Below are 17,076 nucleotides of genomic sequence, written 5' to 3' on the forward strand. Positions count from 1 at the left end.
TGCTACCGCATGAAAGTCATGCACTCTTGCCGCATGGCCAGGACGTTGCGGTCTTCACCAAGGCCTCGCGGCCTGTCGAATGGCGCAACGCCTTGCGGAGACAAGTCGGGATCTATGGCAGTCGCGTTTGATGAAATGAACATTCCCGGTGGGGACCTTCGCCCCGCCTATCAGGAGCTGGCGCGCTGGCTCAAGGAGACGCCTCCCGAGGCGCTCGAATATCGCCGCCAGGAGGCCGAGCTCCTCTTCCGCCGCATCGGCATTACCTTCGCGGTCTATGGGGACACCGAGTCCACGGAGCGCCTGATCCCCTTCGACGTGATCCCGCGGATCATGTCCGGCAAGGAATGGTCGCTGCTGGAGAAGGGCCTGAAGCAGCGCGTGCGCGCGCTCAACATGTTCCTGCGCGACATCTATCACGGCCGCGACATCCTCCGCGCCGAGATCGTGCCCGACGACCTCATCTTTCAGAACCCGGTCTTCCGTCCCGAGATGAACGGACAGCAGGTGCCGCACGACGTCTACGTGCACATCGCCGGAATCGACATCGTCCGGGTCGATTCCGAGGACTTCATCGTGCTGGAGGACAATGCGCGTACGCCTTCGGGCGTGTCCTACATGCTGGAAAACCGCGAGATCATGATGCGGCTGTTTCCGGACCTGTTCGCCCGCCACAGGGTGGCCCCGGTCGAACGCTATCCGGACGAGCTGCTATCCGCCCTGCGCTCGGTGGCGCCGCAAAGCGCCTCCGGCGAGCCAACCGTCGCATTGCTCACGCCGGGCGTCTACAACTCGGCCTATTACGAGCACTCCTTCCTCGCCGACAAGCTCGGTATCGAGCTGGTCGAGGGCCGCGACCTCATCGTCAAGAACAACGAAGTGTTCATGCGGACGACCGAGGGCGTGAAACGGGTCGACGTGATCTACCGCCGCGTTGACGACGACTACCTCGATCCCCTCACCTTCCGGCCCGACTCCGCGCTCGGCGTGCCCGGGCTGATGTCGGCCTATGCGGCCGGTAACATCACGCTCGCCAACGCCGTCGGCACCGGCATCGCCGACGACAAGGCGATCTACTCCTACATGCCGGACATCGTAAAATTCTATCTCGGCGAGGAGCCGATTCTGAAGAACGTGCAGACCTGGCGCTGCCGCGAGCCGAAGGACCTCGCCTATGTGCTGGACCATCTGAGCGAACTCGTCGTGAAGGAGGTGCACGGCTCCGGCGGCTACGGCATGCTGATCGGTCCTGCCGCGACCAAGGCGACGATTGAAGCCTTCCGCGAAAAGCTCAAGCGCGAGCCCGAAGGCTTCATTGCGCAGCCCACGCTGGCGCTCTCGACCTGCCCGACCTGCACGGCATCCGGCCTTGCGCCGCGCCACGTCGACCTGCGGCCGTTCGTGCTCACCGGCAGCAAGAGCACCACGATCGTGCCCGGCGGGTTGACACGCGTTGCCCTGAAGGAAGGCTCCCTGGTGGTGAATTCGAGCCAGGGCGGCGGTACCAAAGATACCTGGATCCTGGACGAGTAGAGAGATGCTGTCGCGTACCGCCGAAAACCTCTATTGGCTCGCCCGCTACGTCGAACGGGCCGAGTATCTCGCGCGCACCATCGATGCGACGCTGCGCGTCACCGCGCTTCCCGCCGCCTATATCGGCAAGACCAACGAATGGGACTCGGCGCTTTTGACCGCCGGCGTTGCCGCAAGCTTCTATCAGACCTACGAGGAAGCCAACGAGCATAACGTCGTCGAGTACCTCTCGTTCTCGCCGAACAACCCGTCCTCGATCAGGAATTGCATCGAGGCGGCGCGGCTGAATTCGCGCTCGGTGCGCACAGCGCTGACGAGCGAGATGTGGGACACCATCAACTCGGCCTGGATCGAATTGCAGGAGGTCTGGAGCAGAGGGACCTCCACGCGCGAGGACCTCGCAAAATTCCTGCGCTTCGTGCAGGAGACCTCGCTGCGCTTCGACGGCTCGGCCTACCGGACCATGTTGCGCAACGACGCCTACTGGTTCTCGCGGATGGGCCTGCATCTCGAACGCGCCGACAACACCGCGCGTATTCTCGACGTGAAATACCATGTGCTGCTGCCGGAGGAGGAGCATGTCGGCGGCCCGCTCGATTTCTACCAGTGGACCTCGATCCTGCGCTCGGTCTCGGCGCTGACGGCCTATCACTGGGTCTATCGCGAGACACTGAAACCCTGGCTGATCGCGGACCTCTTGATCCTCAACGACACGCTGCCGCGTTCACTGGCGAGCTGCTACGGCAACCTCGTGCGCAATCTCGATCAGATCGGGGTCGCCTATGGCCGCCAGGGTCCGGCCCAGCGCCATGCCCGCGGCATCCGCAACCGGCTGGAACACAGCAATATGAACGACATTTTCCAGCATGGCGTGCATGAATTCATTCAGGAATTCATCTCCGACAATTCCAGGCTGGGCGAAATCATCACGAAGCAGTATTTGATCTGATCTTCTGTCATTCCGGGATGGTCCGTAGGGCCAGACCCGGAATCTCAATATTCCGGGTTCGATGCTGACGAATCGTCCCGGAATGACCACCTAGAATCACGGTCCATCATGCGCCTGCGAATCCTGCACACCACGACCTATCGCTACGAGCCGCAGGCCACGAGCGTGATCCAGATCCTGCGCATGACGCCCGGCAGCCATGACGGGCAATATGTGGCGGAGTGGCAGATCGACGTGTCCACCGACACCAAGCTCGACACCCACGAGGACGCGTTCGGCAACGTCACCCATGTGCTGTCCTGCGGACCCGTCGGCGACATCAAGATCACGGCCGAGGGCCTGATCGAGACCCACGACACCGGCGGCGTCCTTCGCGGCGCCGATGAGCGCTTTCCGGCCGGCATGTTCTTGCGCGCCACCGACCTCACCACGGTCAATCCGGCGATGCATGCGGTCGCGCGCCAGCTGCGCAGCGAGGCCGAGAGCGACACGCTGGGCTTCCTGCACACGCTGATGACGCAAATCAGCGATCACATGACCTTCGACGAGGACCCCACCAACAGCGGCACGTCGGCGGCGGAAGCGTTCACGCTCAAGCGCGGCGTCTGCCAGGACTACGCGCACATCTTCATCGCCTGCGCGCGCAGCGGGGGTGTGCCGGCGCGCTTCGTCTCCGGCCACTTCCTGCGCTCCGACGGCACGGTGCATCAGGACGCGGGCCATGCCTGGGCGGAGGCCTATGTCGACGGTCTCGGCTGGGTCGGCTTCGATCCCGCCAACAGCATCTGCGCCACCGACGCCCATGTCCGCGTCGCGATCGGGCTCGATTATCTCGGCGCCGCCCCCGTACGCGGCACCCGCTATGGCGGCGGCGCGGAGACGCTGTCGGTGGCAGTCAAGGTCGAGCAGGCTGGCCGCGGCGGCCAGTCGCAATCGCAGTCCCAGCGGCAGAGCTGAACCGCGCCAAGCAAGCCCCTCGCCCGCGCACAGCTCCACCCTGCCGCCCCGCGGCAATCGGGGGTTGGAGCGGCCGTTGAAATTGGCTAGTAATTCCGCGCAAACGCGTTCGGGGACTGGAAATGACCTATTGTTGCGGAATTCTGGTTCGGGACGGTCTGGTGATGATCGCCGACACCCGCACCAATGCCGGCCTCGACAACGTCTCGACCTTCCGCAAGCTCCACATCTTCTCCAAGCCCGGCGACCGCATCATGGCGATCGCCAGCGCCGGCAACCTCGCGATCAGCCAGTCGGTGCTCTCGACACTGACCGAGGGCCTCGAAGACCCGAACACGGGTGAGATCGAGACGCTGATGAACGCGCCGACCATGTTCCAGGCCGCCCAGCGCATCGGCCGGGCGATCCGGGCCGTGCACACGACCGAAGGGCCGGCGCTCAAATCAGAGGACGTGTCGTTCGACGTGTCCTTCCTGTTCGGCGGCCAGATCAGCGGCGCGCGCATGCGCCTGTTCATGGTCTACACCGCCGGCAATTTCATCGAATGCACCACCGACACGCCCTATTTGCAGATCGGCGAGCACAAATACGGCAAGCCGGTGCTCGACCGCGCCATGCATTACGACGTCGAACTCTACGAGGCGCTGAAGACCGGGCTGATCTCGATGGATTCGACCATGCGCTCGAATCTCGGCGTCGGCCTGCCGATCGACGTGCTGGTGGTGCGCGCCGACGCCTGCGAGGCCGATCTCAACCACCGCATCGAGGCCGGCGAGCCTTATTTCCACGATTTGCGCTCGCGCTGGTCGGCGGCCTTGCGCGCCGCGCATCAGAACATTCCGCGGCCGCCCTACAAGAACGAAAAAGAATCCAAAACCTGACAGATCAAGAGAAAAGGCAGGAAACGATGAGTGAAGCGAAAAAAATCGCAGTGGTGACGGGCGCCGGCACCGGGGTCGGGCGCGCGGCGTCGCTGGCGCTGATGAACACCGGCTTCACCGTGGTGCTGGTCGGGCGCCGGCCCGACATGCTCGAGGAGACGGCCAAGCTCGGCCCCGCCGGAAAGAGCCTCTGCGTCACCGCCGACATGACCAAGCCGGACTCGATCGCCGCGCTGTTCGACAAGGTCAAGGCCACCTATGGCCGGCTCGACGTGCTCTTCAACAATGCCGGCATGGGCGCGCCGCCGGTGAATTTCGAGGATCTCAGTCTCGAGCAGTGGCAGGCGGTGGTGAACACCAATCTCACCGGCCCGTTCCTGTGCACCCAGCACGCCTTCCGCATCATGAAGGACCAGAGCCCGCGCGGCGGCCGCATCATCAACAACGGCTCGATCTCGGCGCATGCGCCGCGGCCGTTCTCGGCGGCGTACACCTCGACCAAGCACGCTATCACCGGCCTCACCAAGGCCTCCAACCTCGATGGCCGCATGTACGACATCGCGGTCGGCCAGGTCGACATCGGCAACGCCGCAACGCCCATGACCGACCGCATGGTCAACGGCCCCGGCGTGCTGCAGCCCGACGGCACGTCGAAGCAGGAGCCGCGCATGGATGCGAAGGCGGTCGGCGATGCCGTTGCCTACATGGCCGGCCTGCCGCTCGACGCCAACGTGCTGACCATGACGGTCATGGCAACCAAGATGCCGTTCGTGGGACGGGGCTGAACAAAAAACGCGAAAACAACCCCATGCACAGTAGGCGGCCCATTGATTCGTCTACGGTATTTCCGCAGTCGTCATTGCGCGCGAAGCTCTCTCCTTCTCCCTCTCCCCGTTCTTACGGGGAGAGGGTTGGGGTAAGGGGCTGTTTCAGCAAATCACGTTAGCAATCGAATCGCGGAGAGTCCCCCTCGCCCGGAATCCGCGCTACGCGCGAATTCCGGCCTCTCCCCGCAAGCGGGGAGAGGCGAAGAGTCCCTATTCCAGAGTCTCCACCCGGCGCAGGCTCGGAAACAGCTTCATCCACAACAGCGCCACCGCGACCGTGCAGACGCCGCCCAGCACGGCTGCCGGCATGGCACCGAACAATGCGGCAGCCACTCCGCTCTCGAACTGGCCGAGCTGGTTGGACGCATTGATGAAGAGGAAGTTCACCGCACCGACCCGGCCGCGCATCTCGTCGGGGGTCGCGAGCTGCACCAGCGAGAAGCGGATCACGACGCTGATCGTGTCGGCCGCGCCGAGAACAGCGAGCGCGAGCACCGACAGCCACATCCAGGACGACAGTGCGAACACGATCGTTGCGACGCCGAACACGATCACGGCCTGAAACATGCGCAGGCCCACACGCCGCGAAATGGCGTGACGGGCCAGCACCATGGTCATGAGCAGCGCGCCGACCGCGGGCGCGGCGCGCAGGATTCCGAGCCCCATCGGACCGGTCTGGAGGATATCTCGGGCATAGATCGGCAGAAGCGCGGTGACGCCGCCGAACAGCACCGCGAACAGATCGAGCGAGATGGTGCCGAGGATCGCCGGATTACTGCGGATGAAGCGGACGCCGGCGAAGATATTGTCGGCGCCCGCCATGTCCTTGGCGATCGCTTGTGGGCGCGGCCGGATGAAGCCGGTCAGGATCATCCCGAAGATCCAGAACAGCACCATCACGGTGTAGGCGAGATGCGGTGCGACCGCGTAGGCAAAACCGCCGAGCGCCGGACCTGTAATGGTCGCGACCTGCGCCGCGCCGCTGGAGACGGCGGTGGCACGCTGGAGCGAGCCCTGCGGCGCGATCGCGGGCAGTAGCGCGGCAGTGGTCGGACTTTCGAAGGCCCCGGCAATGCCCAGCACGAAGGTCGCCACGAAAATCTGAACTTCGCTGACCGAGCCGAGATAGGTGATGATTCCGAGATAGAGCGCCGTCGCCGCTTCCACGAACTGGCAGAGCTGGACCACGCGCTTGCGCTCGTAGCGGTCGGCGGCATGGCCGGCGACGAACACCAGCAGCGCGGTGGGCAGGAATTGCACGAGGCCGACCATGCCGAGGTCGAAGGCCGAGCCGGTGAGATCGTAGATCTGCCAGCCGATCGCGACCGCCGCAATCTGGCTGGAGAAACGCGACAGGCTGCGCGAGAGCAGAAAGAACAGGAAGGCGCGGTGGGAGAGGAGCGCGCGGGCACTGACCGGCGGGTTTCCCGATATTGGCTGGTCTGGCATCGCCTGTTCGGTCACGCTCGGACTATCCGGCTCCTGATGTCGACGTGCTCCGCGTGGCTGACGCGGACCTGCTTGTCAACAGCGGGACGCTCCGACAATCTCCCGGCATTGCGTTTGCAACGCAGGGGTGGCCATAATCATCGGGGTTTGGGGACATCATGCTGCGGCTGCAATCGGCACTCGGCGTTTTCGCATTGCTGTTGATCGCCTTGGTCCTGAGCGAGAATCGCCGCGCGGCCTCGCTGCGCCAGGCAGCGATCGGCCTCGTCGCCACCTTCGTCACCGCGATCGTTCTCCTGAAGGTGCCCGTCGTCGCGCGCGCCTTCGGTGCCATCAACGACGCCGTGGGCGCGATCTCGGCGGCCTCGCGCGCCGGCTCCTCCTTCGTGTTCGGCTATGTCGGCGGCGGTCCCCTGCCCTTTGACCTGAAAGCACCGGGTGCCGATTTCGTCCTGGCGTTCCAGGCGCTGCCAATCGTCCTCGTCATGAGCGTGCTGACGACGCTCTTGTTCTATTGGCGCGTGCTGCCGCCGATCGTGCGCGGCATGGCCTGGCTGCTGGAGCGCACGCTCGGCGTGGGCGGCGCGGTCGGACTCTCGACCGCCGCCAACATCTTTCTCGGCATGGTCGAGGCGCCGCTGTTCGTGCGGCCTTATCTCGCGCAGATGACCCGCAGCGAGTTGTTCCTGGTGATGACCGGCGGCATGGCCGGCATCGCCGGCACGGTGCTGGTGCTGTATGCGACGCTCCTTGCTCCCCTCATTCCCGACGCAGCCGCGCATTTCGTCATCGCCTCGGTGCTGGGCGCGCCGGCCGCGATCCTGGTCAGCCTGATCATGGTGCCGGAGACATCGGACAAGCGCACCGGCGGCGCGCTGGAGGCTCCCGAGATGGAGGTCTCCGGCACCATGGACGCGATCGTGAAAGGGACCGGCGCGGGGATCGAGCTGCTGATGAACATCGTCGCAATGCTGCTGGTGCTGGTGGCGCTGGTCTATCTCGTCAATGCGATCCTCGGCCTGCTGCCTGATATCGGCGGCGCCGCGATCTCGTTGCAGCGCCTGCTCGGCCTCGTGATGGCGCCGGTGTGCTGGCTGATGGGATTGCCGTGGGACCAGGCGATCACCGCCGGCAGCCTGATGGGCACGAAAACCGTGCTGAACGAGCTGATCGCCTATGTCGACTTCTCGAAGCTACCGCCCGGCACGCTCGACCCACGCTCGCGCCTGATCATGCTCTATGCGATGTGCGGCTTCGCCAATTTCGCCAGCCTCGGCATCATGATCGGCGGTCTCGGCGTGATGGCGCCGGAACGGCGCGAGGAAATCAACGCGCTCGGGCTGAAGTCGATCGTATCCGGGACGTTGACGACGTGTCTGATGGGAGCAGTGGTGGGGGTGTTGAGCTAGCTCTCCCCGCTCGTCACTCCGGTCGACCGCACAACTTCGACTTCTGCAATATACGCCGCACCTCAGGCAGCTTGGCACGGCACGGCTCGACCGCCATGGCCTTCGCCTCACTGTTTCGTCCCTGCGCCCACAGCAACACCGCCATCAAACCCTGCGCCCCGATGCGCACCGGTCCACCCGCCACATCCGAAGTGGCGAGCGACACGGCAGTTCGCGCTTCTGTTTCAGCGGCACTGAGGTTCGCTTTTTCAAGGAAGAAGACCGCACGGAACAGATGAGCCCGCGGGTCTTTCGGATAGCGGGTGACGAGATCTGAAGACCGGCTCGTCATCTCGCCAGCGTTCGGCGGCACTTCCGATGCGCGGATATACTGCACGGCATCAGCCATGTAGGACGAATAATGAGCGGCGGCGAAGCCGGCGCAGATCAGAGATCCGACGAATCCTCCGAGCAACACCATCCCGGTGCTCCGCGGCAGGCTGTCATAGGACCAGAAGGCGAGCCACGGCACGATGGCAAGCGCACCGCCGGCCAGCGCACCACCTGCATGGGCAAAATAGTTGACATTGCCGGAGGCTCCAAAGGCAAGCGGCAGCAGAGCGGGAACACCAAAGAAGAGCGACGTCTTCAGTCTCGACATTGTTTGCTCGGCGTCCGCCTCTGGCTCGAAGCTCGCGACGAACAGCGCCGCGATGAGCCCGGTAATGGCGCCGGACGCACCGACGCTCACCGTGCCGGGGCCATTGCCCAGAAGCGAGCCGGCCTCCCCAGCCACTGCACTGGCAACGAAGATCAGCGAAAACCAGCCACGACCGATCAGGCTCTCCAGCCTGACGCCGACGATGAACAGCGCAGCGCAGTTGCCTATGAGGTGCCCATTGCTGCCATGCAGAAGCGGCGCAACGCCGATCCGCCACCACTCGTTCCTTCCGACAACCAGATCGTAGCCGGACGCGCCCTGAGCGATCAGCGAACGGACATCGAGTGATCCGTCCGGCCCAATGTCCATGGCGAGACTGCGTTGCAGAGCGTAGATCAGGAGCAGACAGAAAATCAGGCCGATGGTGAGGAAAGGGATATCGGCCAGAAGCTTGTTGTCGCCCAAAAGCGTCCCCTCACTGGGCAGGGGCCGGGGAGCGATCGGTGCGGCGACGGGTTGAAGCGGCGCGGGTTGAAATGATCCTCTTGGAGAAGGCGCTACGACGCCGCGTCGGCCAAAAGTGTTGGTCGCCATGAAAACATTTCCCGCATTTTCACAGCCTTGAGTTGACGCGAGAGGTATTTTCGACTGGTTACCGCCCGCCCTGCGGACGGCTGAAACCATCCGATTGGTAACTGCCCGGTTTCACGGATCGGGCGCCTTCTAACGATCGGCTGATCGTGGGAGTGCTGAGTAAGCCCTCTCTAAGCCAAAGCTCCAGCCACGGTGCGAAATGCCATGACCGCGCGATCAATATCCGCATCATCGATATGGCGATGGGTCACGCAGCGCAATCGACGCCTGCCCCAGGGCCTCGCCCTCAGGCCCTCCCTCTCCAGAGCCCCCGACCACACGGCGCTGTCGCGCCCGGAGAGAGAGACATCAACCTGCACGATATTCGTCTGCGGGATTGTCGCGCTGATCTTTGGATGCATCCCGTTCAACGCATCACTCAGGACCCGCGCACGCCGGTGATCCTCCGCCAGACGCGATCCCATGACCTGAACCGCCTCCAGCCCGGCCGCGGCCAGGACGCCGATCTGACGCTGTGTGCCTCCCAGCATGCGGCGAAACCTGCGGCTGCTATCGATCACTGCGCGTGGCCCGGCGAGCACGGCACCGGCGGGTGCGCTCAGGCCCTTCGACAAACACAGAGACACCGTGTCGCAATGTCTCGCAATTTCGGCCGGCGCCGTTTCAAGGGCTACGGCGGCGTTGAACAGCCGCGCGCCGTCGAGATGCACCGGGACACCGCGGCCCGAGGCCATGGCGTGCACGGCCTGCATATGATCCAGCGGCAATACGGCGCCGCTCGCGTTGTTGTGCGAGGTTTCCATTGCGACAAGAGCGGTCCCGAGCTTGAGTCCTTCGCCCTGCAGGGCGTCCTCCAGCAAATTCAGATCCATTGCGCCGGCGGTGCCGGCAATGGCGAGGTAGAACTGCCCCGTAAACGTCGCCGCCCCTCGTTCCGAGGTGTACATATGGGCATTCGATTCCAGCACGATCTGTTCGCTGCGCTGCGACTGCGCCAGCGTCGCCAGCAGATTGGCCATGGTGCAGCTCGGCACAAACAGGCCGGCGTCCTTGCCCAACGCCGCAGCCGCGACGGCCTCCAGCTCCTGCACCGTGGGGTCACCGTCGAGCCCGTCATCGCCGAGCGGCGCAGAGGCCATGCGGGCATACATCGCCTCGGTCGGCTTGGTGACGGTATCGCTGCGCAGGTCGATGGGGGGCAACCCGGCACCCGCCGGATTCGTGTCGTGTTGATGTGCCATTGCGAGACCTCTAGAGCGCTTGTCGCGTCATTCGTAGACTGCCGGGTCGCCGGAATCGGTCGGGTTGGCCAGCGCCCGCTTGAGGGCGGCGCTCATCGGGAATTTCAGGTTGAGGCCATGCGGTGGAATTGGTGAATTGAAATATTTATCGTAGAGCGCCGCAATCTGTCCGCTCTTCATCAGGTCGATCACGGCATCGTCGACCATCTTCTTGAAAGCAGGATCATCCTTGGGTTGGACGATACCATAGGGCGCCGTCTCGAGACTCTTGCTGCCGATCAGGAAGTCATCCGGCGTTCTGGACGAGGCGACCGTGGCATAGGCAAGACCGTCATCGTTGGCGGTGCCGGCCACCCGGCCCGTCGACACCAACAAGAAGGTCTCGGCGGTGTCCTTGGCCGGCACCACCGTGATGCTGAGATTGTCCTTGGCGTTGATCAGCGTAATCACCTTGAAAGTCTGGCCGCCGGCCTGGGCGGCGATGGCCTTGCCGCGAAACGAAGCCGGGTCGTTGACATCGACCCCGCCATCCTTGCGCGCGACGAGGACGACCTGCGCAACGAAGGTGGTGGGAGCAAAGGCAACGAGTTTATGCCGCTCGACATTATTGGTCGTGTTGCCGCATTCGAGATCGATCGTGCCGTTGGCAAGCAGCTGAATACGTGTCGCCGAGGTTATGGGGTTGTAGCGAACCTCGAGCTTGGGAAGCTTGAGGGCCGTCTTGATCGCCTGCACCACCTGTTCACAGATTTCCACGGTGTAACCGATCGGCTTCTGGTTGCCGTCGAGATAGGCGAAGGGCACCGAGGTCTCGGGGTACCCCAATGTGATCGAGCCGCTCTCACGGATCTTGTCCAGCCTGCCCGCGCCCTGGGCCATGGCCTCGGTGGAAAGAAGAACACCAGCGACGGTCGCCGCGGCCAGTGCCTTGATCATTGTCGCTTTCATGTGTCCCTCTTGTCGCGAATGCCGGTGACGCCGTCCACGGTGGGTGAGCAACCGCGGGACAGCTCCGTGCGAACAGCTTCATGCTCTGGACTATCGTCCAAAAGCCCGATCTGATGAAATTCCAGTTTCATACTCTCCTATACGGATTTGATATGGCCACCAGACGCATGGGCCTGAAGCATGTGGAGGCTTTTCGGGCGGTCTTCGTGACGGGATCGATGACGCAGGCGGCTCAGCGCATGCATACCTCGCAGCCCCAGATCAGCCGCCTGATCGGACAGCTGGAGGCGATCACACAATTCCCGCTGTTCGACCGCAGTGGCGGCCGCCTCCGCCCGACGGTGGATGGATCGCGCTTTTTCCAGGAGGTCGAGAAGACTTTCATCGGCCTGGCGGGACTGGAGGCCAGCGCAGCCAGCATCCGCTCGTTCGGCATGGGTCGGTTAAGCGTTGCGGCGATGCCCCGCCTGGCCGGCGGTTTGCTGACACGCATCGCGGCACGCTTCAAGGTGGACTATCCGCATGTGATGATCTCGATCCGATCCGGCACGGCGAGCGCCGTGCACGACTGGGTCAGTTCCGGGCTCTGCGACACCGGATTGGCAATGCTCTACGGCGAGGTTGCGGGAGTGCATGTCGAGCCGGTGCTCAAGACCCGTTGCGTCGCGATCATGCCGAAGGCGCATCGTCTTGCGCAGAAGAAGACGCTGCGCCCTGCCGATTTCGCCGACGAGGCCTTCATCTCCTTCGCCACCGGGAGTCCACTCTACGATCGCATCGACACGATCTTCGCGCAGGCCGGCGTCACGCGCCGCATTGTTGCGGAGACCGATCTGGGCGCATCGGTCTGCGTCCTGGTCGCGGCGGGCCTCGGCATCAGCATTATCAACCCGATTGCCGCGCATGACGAAAGTTCTGGCGCGGCCCTGACCACGCGCCCCTTCAACCCGGCTGTCCCCGTTACGATCGCACTGCTCTATCCACCTTATGCCGCGCGCGCCCGGTTGATCGATGCCTTCAGCGAATATGCTCGCAAGGTCATGAGCGCGGAATTGGGCTATCTCGAGCGATAGCGGGTCGATCCGCGGCGAGGCTTGTGTGAGGCTGGCGCCCTCGTAGCTCCGATGGAGCGCAGCGCAATCGCGACAATCCTTCCATGTTAATCTCGTCAGGAGATTCGGGTGGAATTGATTCATGAGCGACAGCGCAGGCCAGCGGGCACTTCAAAACGCCCGGCTTCAGAAACGGCAAAAAGCCGAGGTCGGGCCGTTGCTCGCGCGCGCCCTCCAGCTGCACAAAGCGGGACTTCTGCGCGAGGCAAAGACGGCCTATCGCGAACTCCTGGAGCTCGCGCCCAACCAATTCATCGCGCTTCATTTGCTGGGCGCTTTGGAGGCTGAAGCCAAAAACTATCAGCAAGCGCAAGTTCTGCTGAGCCGAGCGGTGGCCGTGGATCCGCGATCTGCCGAAGCTCATATGAGCCTGGGTGTCGCGCTCAACGGGCTAAAACGTCACAATGAGGCCCGCGAGAGCTATCGAAAGGCCCTCGCCCTCCGACCCAACTACGCCTTGGCCCTGTCTAATCTCGGTAACGCGAGCGCGGCACTTGAACTTTACCAGGAAGCGCTCGAGAACTACGACAAGGCCCTCGCAATCGACGGAAAACTTTCCGAAGCCCATAACGGCCGGGGTTGGGCGCTCTGCCGTCTGCGCGCCTATGACGAGGCTGTCGCAAGCTTAAACCGCGCGTTATCGATCAAGCCTGACTATGCCTCGGCGCTGTCGAGCCGCGCCGTTGCATTGCGGGAGCTTCAGCGATTCGACGAAGCCATGGCGGATTGCAATCGCGCAATCGCCCTGGCACCCGACGACGCGAATGGATGGCTCTGGCGGGCCAGCATCTTGCTCCTGACCCGGCAAGTTGCCGAAGCATTGTCCGATTGCGAGAAGGCTCTCGCGGCCGATCCCGGCTTCTCTCAGGCCCACAGCCTGCTCGGCCAATGTCTCGCAGCACTTGGCCGGGTCGACGAAGCGCTCGCCAGTTTCGACAGAGCTCTCGACATCGAGCCTGATCAGAGCACGATCTCCAGCAAGATATTCACCCTCGACTTTATGGCCGACGCCAGCGTTGCGCAGCATCAGCAAGCGCGACGTGTATGGTGGGAGCAGATCGGTGCGAAGATCGCCTCAGCAGCGGCGGGACCACATGACAACAGCCGCGATCCGGATCGCCGTCTGGTGCTGGGTTATGTCTCGTCGGATTTTCACGCACATTCGGCGGCGTTCATTTTCAAGCCGGTCCTGCAGCACCATGATCGGGCGCAGTTCGAGATCGTGTGCTACGCTTGTTCACCGAAAACGGATGCGACGACCCGCGAATTTCAGGGGATCGCCGATCGCTGGCACGACGCCTCGCAATGGTCCGACGATCGCCTCGCCGCCCAGATTCGCGCCGATGGCGTCGATATCCTGATCGATCTGTCCGGCCATACCAGCGGAAACCGCCTCGGTGTGTTTGCGCGCAAGCCGGCACCAGTTCAAGTGCATGGCTGGGGCCACGGCACCGGCACCGGGCTGCCAACGATCGATTATCTGTTCTCGGACCCGGTCGCGATTCCTGTCGCGGTTCGGCATCTGTTTGCGGAGACCATCGTTGACCTGCCGTGCTTTGTGACGCTGGCGCCACTGCCGGCCGGGATTGCGAGGACGCCGACGCCGGCGATCGCGAACGGCTTCATCACATTCGGTGTCTTCAACCGCATCAGCAAGATTTCAAACGAGGCGGTGGACGTCTGGTCCAGGATTCTCGAGCGGGTGCCGGGTTCGCGACTGCTGATCAAGGATACTGCGCTGGACGCTCAGCTGGTCCGCGACAATCTGCTGGCGCGGTTTGCAGCTGGCCGGTTGCCGGCCGAACGCGTCGATCTGCTCGGAGCCACGTCGCGAGACGAACATCTGGCAGCGTTCAATCGCGTCGATATTGGCCTCGACCCATTCCCGCAGAATGGCGGTGTCAGCACTTGGGAAGCCTTGCAGATGGGCGTGCCCGTAGTGGCGAAGCTCGGTCACAGTCTGCCGAGCCGTGCTGCCGGCTCCATCCTCGCCGCGCTGGGTCTGCCGGACTGGGTCGCGGAAAGCGATGAGGCCTATGTCGAGATCGCAGCGAGCCGTGGGGCGCAGATCGGCGACCTCGACAAGTTGCGCCGCGAACTGCCCGGACAGATCAGGGCTGCCGCCGCCGGCAACCCCGTCTCATACGCGCAAGCGGTGGACGATGCCTATCGCGCGATGTGGAAACGCTATTGCAACGACGGCGGCTGATCTCCGCTTCGCCTACGCCTTCAACTCCACCGTCCTGAACTCCGCCGGCAGGATCACCTCCAGCAGTTCGACGTCGTCCGAATAGTCCAGGATCATGTGCTTGATCTTTGGCGGCTGGGTCCAGGCGCTGCCTTCTTTCATGAGCGTCTCGCCCTCTCCGTCCATATAGGTCTTCACCCAGCCCTTGAGCACGTAGACCATCTGGAATTCGACGTCGTGGAAGTGCAGCTTCGACACCTCGTCCGGATTGCAGGGGCCTTGCAGCCGGATCACGTGCGCTTGCGCCAGCCCGTGGCTCGCGGCGGCGATGCCGAGATCGCGATATTTCGCGTAGGTGCGCAGACCGTCGGCCTTGAAGTCTTCCTCACGGTGATGGCTGATCGCGATGCGCTGCTTGGGTCGCGTCGGTTTCTTGACGGATGACTTGGCCGGTGTCGCGCGAGCTTTCGCCTTCACCGCCTTGCGCGCCGTGGGTCGTGCTGCGGGTTTGGCCCCGCTTCGCTTCTTCACCGCCGCCTGCGATGCGCTACGCGATTTTGCTTTCTTGGCCATGGCGGTCTCCCCTGTTGTTATGGGGGAGAGGTTAGCACGGAATGCGAAATCGCAGGATGGGTAAGCGTCAGCGTAACCCACCACTTCGCTCCGCAAGCGTGGAAGCATGGTGGGTTACGCTGACGCTAACCCACCCTCCAGCACCGCGCTCGCCTTCAATGCAGCCGGAATACGCCGTCGACCGCGCGTAGCTCGGCCGGCTTGATCAGCTTGGAATGCGCGACCGTGACCGAGAACAGCGGACCGTCGAGCTTCTTCTGCCAGAACGCCAGGAAATCCGTCAGCGCCGGAAATTTCGGAAACATGTCGTAGTTCTGCCAGACATAGGTCTGGAGCAGCGAGCGATGATCCGGCATCCGGTAAAGAATTTCGGCCGTCGTCAGCCCGTAACCCAGCACCTGTTTCCGGAAGTCGTCGGAAACAACCCCAACTCGCGAGACCATGCCAACCTCCTTTGCAGGAGCGCATATTCAAGGGGTGGCTTCCGGTACGCGCCCTACGAGCCACCCGGTGGAGATGCGCTCACATGAGTGAAATGTGACGCAAACTGACAATCCATCTCAAGCCCAAAAGTTTAACAAGCTGTTGAAATTCAATGCGTTAGCAGCAGATGTCGCTCCGTGCTAATACAGGCGCCGAGCGCGATTAACGATGGAAAGAGATTTTGGCAGGCGGCGCTTCCGAGTGCTATTTATCTGCTACAAGCCCTTGCTCCCGCCAAAATCCTGCCTTATCTGAGCTGTGCCTGTGCTAGCACTCGCGGGCGCAGACTGCTAACAACCCAAAATACCCAACTCGTGCAAAAGCTTAGGAGAACTGCATGAAATTCCGTCCGCTTCACGACCGCGTCGTGGTCAAGCGCATCGACGCAGAAGAGAAGACCGCTGGCGGCATCATCATTCCCGACACGGCCAAGGAAAAGCCCTCGCAGGGCGAGATCGTCGCCGTGGGCCCGGGTGGCCGCGACGAAGCAGGCAAGCTGATCCCGATCGACCTGAAGGTCGGCGACCGCGTGCTGTTCGGCAAGTGGTCCGGCACTGAGGTCAAGATCGACAACGTCGATCTGCTGATCATGAAGGAAAGCGACATCATGGGCGTCCTCGACGTCCCCGCTTCCAAGAAGAAGGCGGCCTAAGAGCCCCTCTCTTATCCAGCTAAACACCTAAGGAAAAAATCCAGATGGCAGCAAAAGAAGTTAAATTCTCGGTCGATGCGCGCGACAAGATGCTTCGCGGCGTCGACATTCTCGCCAACGCGGTGAAGGTCACGCTCGGTCCGAAGGGCCGCAACGTCGTGCTCGACAAGTCGTTCGGCGCTCCCCGCATCACCAAGGACGGCGTCACCGTCGCCAAGGAGATCGAGCTCGAGGACAAGTTCGAGAACATGGGCGCGCAGATGGTGCGCGAAGTCGCCTCCAAGTCCGCTGACGCGGCCGGCGACGGCACCACCACCGCCACCGTGCTGGCCCAGGCGATCGTGCGCGAAGGCGCCAAGTCGGTTGCCGCCGGCATGAACCCGATGGATCTGAAGCGCGGTATCGACCTCGCGGTCGAAGCCGTCGTTGCGGACCTCGTCAAGAACTCCAAGAAGGTCACCTCGAACGACGAGATCGCCCAGGTCGGCACCATCTCGGCCAACGGTGACGCGGAGATCGGCAAGTTCCTCGCCGACGCCATGAAGAAGGTCGGCAACGAGGGTGTCATCACCGTCGAGGAAGCCAAGTCGCTCGAGACCGAGCTCGACGTCGTCGAGGGCATGCAGTTCGACCGCGGCTA

The 17,076-nt window shown here is 63.3% G+C and carries 16 protein-coding genes; 10 read left to right on the forward strand and 6 right to left on the reverse strand.

What is annotated here, in order from left to right:
* Positions 1 to 114 precede the first annotated feature (114 nt).
* From AC0L3U_RS33515 to AC0L3U_RS33535, 5 genes are all read left to right on the forward strand, one after another.
* On the forward strand, positions 115 to 1,533 hold the full coding sequence (locus AC0L3U_RS33515; RefSeq protein ID WP_456769302.1) for a circularly permuted type 2 ATP-grasp protein: 1,419 nt from the start codon (positions 115 to 117) through the stop codon (positions 1,531 to 1,533).
* Positions 1,534 to 1,537: 4 nt separating this feature from the next.
* Positions 1,538 to 2,482, forward strand: a complete 945-nt coding sequence (locus tag AC0L3U_RS33520) for an alpha-E domain-containing protein (protein ID WP_456769301.1) — start codon at positions 1,538 to 1,540, stop codon at positions 2,480 to 2,482.
* A gap of 108 nt (positions 2,483 to 2,590) precedes the next feature.
* Positions 2,591 to 3,439 (forward strand): transglutaminase family protein, encoded by an 849-nt coding sequence (locus AC0L3U_RS33525; RefSeq protein WP_247287183.1) that lies wholly within the window; start codon positions 2,591 to 2,593, stop codon positions 3,437 to 3,439.
* A gap of 122 nt (positions 3,440 to 3,561) precedes the next feature.
* Positions 3,562 to 4,320: a proteasome-type protease gene (locus AC0L3U_RS33530; protein WP_007611902.1), complete on the forward strand. Its 759-nt coding sequence runs from the start codon at positions 3,562 to 3,564 to the stop codon at positions 4,318 to 4,320.
* A 26-nt stretch (positions 4,321 to 4,346) separates the two neighbouring features.
* Positions 4,347 to 5,105, forward strand: a complete 759-nt coding sequence (locus AC0L3U_RS33535) for an SDR family oxidoreductase (protein ID WP_007602492.1) — start codon at positions 4,347 to 4,349, stop codon at positions 5,103 to 5,105.
* Positions 5,106 to 5,357: 252 nt separating this feature from the next.
* Here AC0L3U_RS33535 and AC0L3U_RS33540 read toward each other — a convergent pair whose 3' ends face one another.
* Positions 5,358 to 6,596: an MFS transporter gene (locus tag AC0L3U_RS33540; protein WP_473364594.1), complete on the reverse strand. Its 1,239-nt coding sequence runs from the start codon at positions 6,594 to 6,596 to the stop codon at positions 5,358 to 5,360.
* 158 nt (positions 6,597 to 6,754) lie between these two features.
* Here AC0L3U_RS33540 and AC0L3U_RS33545 point away from each other — a divergent pair, with 158 nt between their 5' ends.
* Positions 6,755 to 8,005 (forward strand): NupC/NupG family nucleoside CNT transporter, encoded by a 1,251-nt coding sequence (locus tag AC0L3U_RS33545; protein WP_473364595.1) that lies wholly within the window; start codon positions 6,755 to 6,757, stop codon positions 8,003 to 8,005.
* A 13-nt stretch (positions 8,006 to 8,018) separates the two neighbouring features.
* Here the strand turns inward: AC0L3U_RS33545 and AC0L3U_RS33550 are convergent, their stop codons facing one another.
* From AC0L3U_RS33550 to AC0L3U_RS33560, 3 genes are all read right to left on the reverse strand, one after another.
* The gene (locus AC0L3U_RS33550) at positions 8,019 to 9,239 is read right to left on the reverse strand and encodes a rhomboid family intramembrane serine protease (protein WP_473364596.1); all 1,221 of its coding nucleotides are present in this window, start codon (positions 9,237 to 9,239) and stop codon (positions 8,019 to 8,021) included.
* A 170-nt stretch (positions 9,240 to 9,409) separates the two neighbouring features.
* Entirely contained in the window at positions 9,410 to 10,480 is a 1,071-nt protein-coding gene (locus tag AC0L3U_RS33555) for a threonine aldolase family protein (protein WP_473364597.1), read from the reverse strand.
* Positions 10,481 to 10,507: 27 nt separating this feature from the next.
* The gene (locus tag AC0L3U_RS33560) at positions 10,508 to 11,428 is read right to left on the reverse strand and encodes an amino acid ABC transporter substrate-binding protein (RefSeq protein WP_473364598.1); all 921 of its coding nucleotides are present in this window, start codon (positions 11,426 to 11,428) and stop codon (positions 10,508 to 10,510) included.
* Positions 11,429 to 11,580: 152 nt separating this feature from the next.
* Here AC0L3U_RS33560 and AC0L3U_RS33565 point away from each other — a divergent pair, with 152 nt between their 5' ends.
* Positions 11,581 to 12,501, forward strand: a complete 921-nt coding sequence (locus AC0L3U_RS33565) for a LysR substrate-binding domain-containing protein (protein WP_473364599.1) — start codon at positions 11,581 to 11,583, stop codon at positions 12,499 to 12,501.
* 121 nt (positions 12,502 to 12,622) lie between these two features.
* A complete protein-coding gene (locus AC0L3U_RS33570; protein WP_473364600.1) occupies positions 12,623 to 14,749 on the forward strand; it encodes an O-linked N-acetylglucosamine transferase, SPINDLY family protein in 2,127 nt (708 codons plus the stop codon).
* A 12-nt stretch (positions 14,750 to 14,761) separates the two neighbouring features.
* Here AC0L3U_RS33570 and AC0L3U_RS33575 read toward each other — a convergent pair whose 3' ends face one another.
* Both AC0L3U_RS33575 and AC0L3U_RS33580 read right to left on the reverse strand, forming a co-directional pair.
* Entirely contained in the window at positions 14,762 to 15,301 is a 540-nt protein-coding gene (locus AC0L3U_RS33575; protein WP_473364601.1) for a cupin domain-containing protein, read from the reverse strand.
* 155 nt (positions 15,302 to 15,456) lie between these two features.
* Positions 15,457 to 15,744, reverse strand: a complete 288-nt coding sequence (locus AC0L3U_RS33580) for an usg protein (protein WP_007602477.1) — start codon at positions 15,742 to 15,744, stop codon at positions 15,457 to 15,459.
* Positions 15,745 to 16,121: 377 nt separating this feature from the next.
* Between AC0L3U_RS33580 and AC0L3U_RS33585 the strand changes: the two genes are divergently transcribed.
* Both AC0L3U_RS33585 and AC0L3U_RS33590 read left to right on the forward strand, forming a co-directional pair.
* A complete protein-coding gene (locus AC0L3U_RS33585) occupies positions 16,122 to 16,436 on the forward strand; it encodes a co-chaperone GroES (RefSeq protein WP_027518760.1) in 315 nt (104 codons plus the stop codon).
* 44 nt (positions 16,437 to 16,480) lie between these two features.
* On the forward strand, positions 16,481 to 17,076 hold a 596-nt coding region (locus tag AC0L3U_RS33590; RefSeq protein WP_041958676.1), incomplete at its 3' end, for a TCP-1/cpn60 chaperonin family protein.

The organism is Bradyrhizobium sp. Kon69 (genome assembly GCF_055807515.1).

Bases quoted from the DNA above. Each gene is read 5' to 3' on its own strand.
- AC0L3U_RS33540 (WP_473364594.1), bottom strand. From the start codon at position 6,596: ATGCCAGACCAGCCAATATCGGGAAACCCGCCGGTCAGTGCCCGCGCG.
- AC0L3U_RS33565 (WP_473364599.1), top strand. From the start codon at position 11,581: ATGGCCACCAGACGCATGGGCCTGAAGCATGTGGAGGCTTTTCGGGCG.
- AC0L3U_RS33535 (WP_007602492.1), top strand. From the start codon at position 4,347: ATGAGTGAAGCGAAAAAAATCGCAGTGGTGACGGGCGCCGGCACCGGG.
- AC0L3U_RS33515 (WP_456769302.1), top strand. From the start codon at position 115: ATGGCAGTCGCGTTTGATGAAATGAACATTCCCGGTGGGGACCTTCGC.
- AC0L3U_RS33585 (WP_027518760.1), top strand. From the start codon at position 16,122: ATGAAATTCCGTCCGCTTCACGACCGCGTCGTGGTCAAGCGCATCGAC.
- AC0L3U_RS33525 (WP_247287183.1), top strand. From the start codon at position 2,591: ATGCGCCTGCGAATCCTGCACACCACGACCTATCGCTACGAGCCGCAG.
- AC0L3U_RS33530 (WP_007611902.1), top strand. From the start codon at position 3,562: ATGACCTATTGTTGCGGAATTCTGGTTCGGGACGGTCTGGTGATGATC.
- AC0L3U_RS33560 (WP_473364598.1), bottom strand. From the start codon at position 11,428: ATGAAAGCGACAATGATCAAGGCACTGGCCGCGGCGACCGTCGCTGGT.
- AC0L3U_RS33550 (WP_473364596.1), bottom strand. From the start codon at position 9,239: ATGGCGACCAACACTTTTGGCCGACGCGGCGTCGTAGCGCCTTCTCCA.
- AC0L3U_RS33580 (WP_007602477.1), bottom strand. From the start codon at position 15,744: ATGGTCTCGCGAGTTGGGGTTGTTTCCGACGACTTCCGGAAACAGGTG.
- AC0L3U_RS33520 (WP_456769301.1), top strand. From the start codon at position 1,538: ATGCTGTCGCGTACCGCCGAAAACCTCTATTGGCTCGCCCGCTACGTC.
- AC0L3U_RS33545 (WP_473364595.1), top strand. From the start codon at position 6,755: ATGCTGCGGCTGCAATCGGCACTCGGCGTTTTCGCATTGCTGTTGATC.
- AC0L3U_RS33555 (WP_473364597.1), bottom strand. From the start codon at position 10,480: ATGGCACATCAACACGACACGAATCCGGCGGGTGCCGGGTTGCCCCCC.
- AC0L3U_RS33575 (WP_473364601.1), bottom strand. From the start codon at position 15,301: ATGGCCAAGAAAGCAAAATCGCGTAGCGCATCGCAGGCGGCGGTGAAG.
- AC0L3U_RS33570 (WP_473364600.1), top strand. From the start codon at position 12,623: ATGAGCGACAGCGCAGGCCAGCGGGCACTTCAAAACGCCCGGCTTCAG.